General features: G+C 33.3%; 4 protein-coding genes. 3 read left to right on the forward strand and 1 reads right to left on the reverse strand.

Going from position 1 to position 4,521, the window contains the following annotated elements; translation table 11 throughout:
- Positions 1–215: hypothetical protein (locus GGR08_RS07605; RefSeq protein WP_183194710.1), on the reverse strand; the 215-nt coding region annotated here is incomplete at its 3' end.
- 1,018 nt (positions 216–1,233) lie between these two features.
- On the opposite strand from GGR08_RS07605, the gene GGR08_RS07610 reads away from it, so the two are divergent.
- From GGR08_RS07610 to GGR08_RS07620, 3 genes are all read left to right on the forward strand, one after another.
- Positions 1,234–1,485, forward strand: a complete 252-nt coding sequence (locus GGR08_RS07610; RefSeq protein ID WP_183194711.1) for a GlsB/YeaQ/YmgE family stress response membrane protein — start codon at positions 1,234–1,236, stop codon at positions 1,483–1,485.
- A 1,228-nt stretch (positions 1,486–2,713) separates the two neighbouring features.
- Positions 2,714–3,223, forward strand: coding sequence for a chorismate lyase (gene ubiC / locus GGR08_RS07615; RefSeq protein WP_183194712.1), 510 nt, complete (start codon positions 2,714–2,716; stop codon positions 3,221–3,223).
- Between the two features lie 213 nt (positions 3,224–3,436).
- The coding region (locus tag GGR08_RS07620; protein ID WP_183194713.1) for a tyrosine-type recombinase/integrase at positions 3,437–4,521 on the forward strand (1,085 nt) is incomplete at its 3' end.

Raw genomic sequence — 4,521 nt, forward strand, 5'->3', positions numbered from 1 at the left:
TTGGTAAGCGCTGAGACATCGAAGGTCATATCGCCTGACACGGCTTCTAAAAGCCCCGAGCTGTTGATCACATGACCAGCCCGCTCTCCACTTAAACCACGGATGATGAAATTATCTTCCGCAATGCGAAAATCTCTAGTTTTATCAAGGTTTGGGATAATTCCTAGGGTAGAGAAAAAATAGATAAGCGAACTAACTAAAGGCTGATGGATCAAAATTATGAAATTTATATAAGCAATAACGTTGTCACAGATTGATAAACAGAATAAATAATAGGAGCACCTTTCTTAATAGTGCGCGATCTTAAACAAATTAACCCGCTTTTGACTTCTATGATCTACCTTATTTTAGAAGAACAGGAGCTTCTTCAAGGTTTTTTCCTATGTAATTCTACTGAAAAATAGATAGAAAAAATTTAAACTTTTAGAATAACTTGAATAAAATTTATTATTGGATGATTTAAATGAGTTCGTTGCATTATAAATTTCCTTCATTTCAAATCTATTCATGATATGAATTACTAGAAATTATTCGCTTGCCTGCTACAAGCGAAGTGGCATGTTGAATAAAGCTCTCTAAGGAAGACGTAAAAATGCCTAACCATCTTAAAGCCAAGACTGTTAGTAATATAAAGAGATGATAAAGAATATGATGATTTCAATCTAATCTACCGTGTAAAAAAGGAACCACTTTGCAGTAGGAGAAGAAACGGAGATATTTTATAAGAATTTCATCCCCTACAAAATTGCAACGTCTATGTTAACCTTCATAGAAATTCATCTTACACAATGTTTTAAAACGCTTTAACAAAATAGTTTTAATTTCATTTCAAACGCTATTGATATCAATGGCAAAATCTAAACTTTTAAATATCCATTTTACTTATTGCTTAAGCACAAGTATTTCTTTAACTTTCTTTATAAAAATCAGTAAAAAATTTTCTAATAAATACATTTTATACAATATAAAAATATTTTTACATCTATTTTCTATTTCTATATTTATATCGATCTCTTTAATATTTTTTCATAAAATAAATCGCATTATATGTATTTCCAATAATTACTCTAATAGCGCATATAAAATATATAAATGAGTTGAAAAACAACGAAATAAGAATCGGAATAAACTTATTTGATAATAACATCCCGCTTGATGAGAGAAAAAGTATCAACCTTGATCTTTACAATTCTAACCCTAGCTATATTTTAAATTTAGGCAAAGGAGAGTACAATGGAAAATGCAAACATTGGTTGGATTGCAGCTATTATTATCGGCGGGCTTGCAGGTTGGGCTGCACAGTATATTATGAAAAGCCAAACAGGAATATTGTTAAATATCATCTTAGGGATTATTGGCGCTGCGTTAGCGAGCTTTCTTTTTAGTCTTTTAGGCGTAAATTTTGCTGGTTGGCCTGGGTATCTTATTTCAGGTTTTTTAGGAGCCTGTATTCTTATATGGATAGGACAAAGAATTCGATCATAGAGTATTTTTAAAATATATTTTGGGATCCAATAAAATAACTGGAATATTTTGAAATATTTCCCATAGTTTATTAATACAGTTTTGGTCTGATAGTGAGATGCTTAAACTGCGATTTTGGGCATCTGCTGTCGTTTTAGCTTCAAACAAAACGTAGCAAAAACTCTTATAACGCGCCATTCCATACTTATCCAACTTACGCATATCAGGAGAGATGTGTGTGTTATTTTAAAAATACGAATTTATTTTCGTATTGCGTAAGCTAATTTGGCTCATCTTACTGGAATAAAAATTCCATAAGGTTACAAAAATTAATAACAATGATTCAAGATCCTACTATGTAATACTTAACGCCTCTACACTTCATCAAGAATACTATTTTCACCGAAAAACTCGAATATCTCTTTTGCATTCTTAAAATTTAAATATATGGAATAAGCATAAAATGATAAAGAGCATTTTCCTAGTAGAAAAAATAAAAAAACAAATGCCATAAATTTGATGCACGCCCTTTTTCTTTTCCATAAATTATATATAAAATATTCAATATAAAACTTAAGTAATATGTATTATTTTAACTTAAATTTTTAATAATGAAATTATATTAATGCTATATTATATATATATTTTAATTTAAAATTTATATAAATAACATTAATATAAGATAAGTTTATTATTACTCATTATGTATTATATAAATGAAATAAATTTCTATAATTTTAACAAAATAATTTATTTTAAAATTTCCAAAATGCATTCCTATAAAATTCTTGATTATAACGAATACGATCACTTTTATATCTAAATGCAAAAACTTTGAGTATCCACTTACTTTCTAAAGTATAAATAAGAGTTTTGCGATCCTTAAATTCCTCTTTAGATCGTCTTAAATAGCTGAATTCCTCATCCCTTTTATAGATATTACACGTAAGTTTTAAAGCACAAAATATCTTACCCATTATCCTAGTTCTATCAAGCACATCTCATAACGCATCGGACAGAAGCCCTTTGAATATATTATAACATATTATTTTTGCCTTTTTAAATGAAAATAATTCTATAATACATATGTTCCATATATCTTCTTTTAAAGACCTTCGCTTTCGATTTTCCCTTTAGATATCTTCCTGTTACAATCTTGCTGCGTTTATCCTGCTGTATTACAATAGAACCATCTATTTGACTCATCCAGCATATTATAGAAATAGAATTTTAGATGTGGAGTAAAATGATGTCTGATCTTGGAGTTTCCATCCTACCATCTCTGAAGTGGATCTCTGATCAAAGTCCTCCAGTACCAGAAAATATTCGCGATTGGCTCATGGAATCAGGCTCAATGACGCTTCGATTAAAAAAATATTGCACCTGCTTCCAAGTTCAACCACAACGCGAATGTTTTATTACACGAGATAAATTAAAAGAAGAAGCAGAACATCTACCCGAAAGTATACGTTATTGGCTACGCGAAGTCATATTGATAGGAGATAATAAACCTTGGATTCTTGGACGCACTGTAATCCCACAAGAAACCCTCCTCCACCATCAAGCCTTAATGCATCTGGGAACTGTACCCCTAGGACACTATTTATTTAACAGTGGAAAATTAATTCGCGATTACATTCATATTGGTCAACAAGGCAGGCTATGGGCACGTCGTTCTCGTTTGCAGCTAACCGGTAAACCATTGTTACTAACCGAGCTGTTTTTAGCAGATTCACCGCTGTACCCCCCAGGATGCTAATTTATTCTTTATAATTTATAGGCTCCAAATAGCTTTATACAAGGCATTGATTTATAATGATAATTCACTGTTTTGTATGTTGAATGAGAGTCTCGAATAACGTAGGATTCTCTCATTTCAAACCTGCTTATCTTGAATCAATCAAAACCACTCATTCGCACATCACAAGTAGGATGAGTGTGTGGATCAAATTTGTATAAGAAAGAATTAAAAATGGCTCTTATGAACCCTCTTAATGCAAGATCTGTCGCAACATTGGGGGCTGGCAAATATAATGATGGTGCCGGCTTGATTCTTCATAAGCGTAAAGATGGAGGTGCTCAATGGATTTATCGTTATACCCTTCATGGGTGCCGTCGTGAAATGGGATTGGGTGCTTTAAGAGATGTTTCTTTAAAACAAGCCCATGAATTGGCAACAGGATGGCGCTCTGTTCTACGTGAAGGGCGTGACCCTATTAAAGAACGTGAAAAACAAAAGCGTGAAGCAATAAGCAATCTCCATTATTTAAAAGATATTGCTTTAGAAGCTTTTGAAAGTCGTAAAGCTGAATTAAAAAATGATGGTAAGAATGGAAGTTGGTTTTTACCATTACGCCTTCATATTCTTCCCAAATTAGGCTGTTTACCCGTTTCAGAGATTACACAAACAGAGATACGCAATGTGCTTGCTCCTATTTGGCATACAAAAGCTGGAGCTGCTCGGACAGCATTGATACGTCTCAAACTTTGTCTCAAACATGCGGCTGCATTAGGTTTAGATGTTGACTTACAAGCAACCGAAAAAGCACGCGCGCTCTTAGGTAAACAACGTCATAAAACGCAAAATAGACCTGCAATGGATTGGAAAGATATCCCTGCCTTTTATCAGTTACTCTGTAAAACACAAAACATAACTCAACTAGCTTTGCGTTTGCTTATTCTGACAGGCGTTCGTACTAATCCTTTGCGTTATATTCATAAAGATCAAATTGAAGATGATGTATGGACTATCCCTGCTGAAAATATGAAAGGAAAGCGTGATGCTACAACAGAATTTCGCGTCCCCTTATCATCTGAAGCACTAAAAGTGATTGAACAAGCCAGTTGTATCTCTAAAAATAATTTAATTCTATCTTTTTCCGGTCGTGCTCCCCTTGCTGCAAATCGTATGGCTCAATATATGAGAGACAATAAACTTGACGCCTGCCCCCATGGCTTTCGCTCTAGTTTACGCAATTGGCTCGCTGAAACAACCAATGCCCCCTATGAGGTCGCTGAAACTATTCTAAGTCATACAGTCGGGGGGCAAGTAGAACG

The sequence above is a fragment of the Bartonella fuyuanensis genome (assembly GCF_014197255.1).
GTDB classification, from domain to species: domain Bacteria; phylum Pseudomonadota; class Alphaproteobacteria; order Rhizobiales; family Rhizobiaceae; genus Bartonella; species Bartonella fuyuanensis.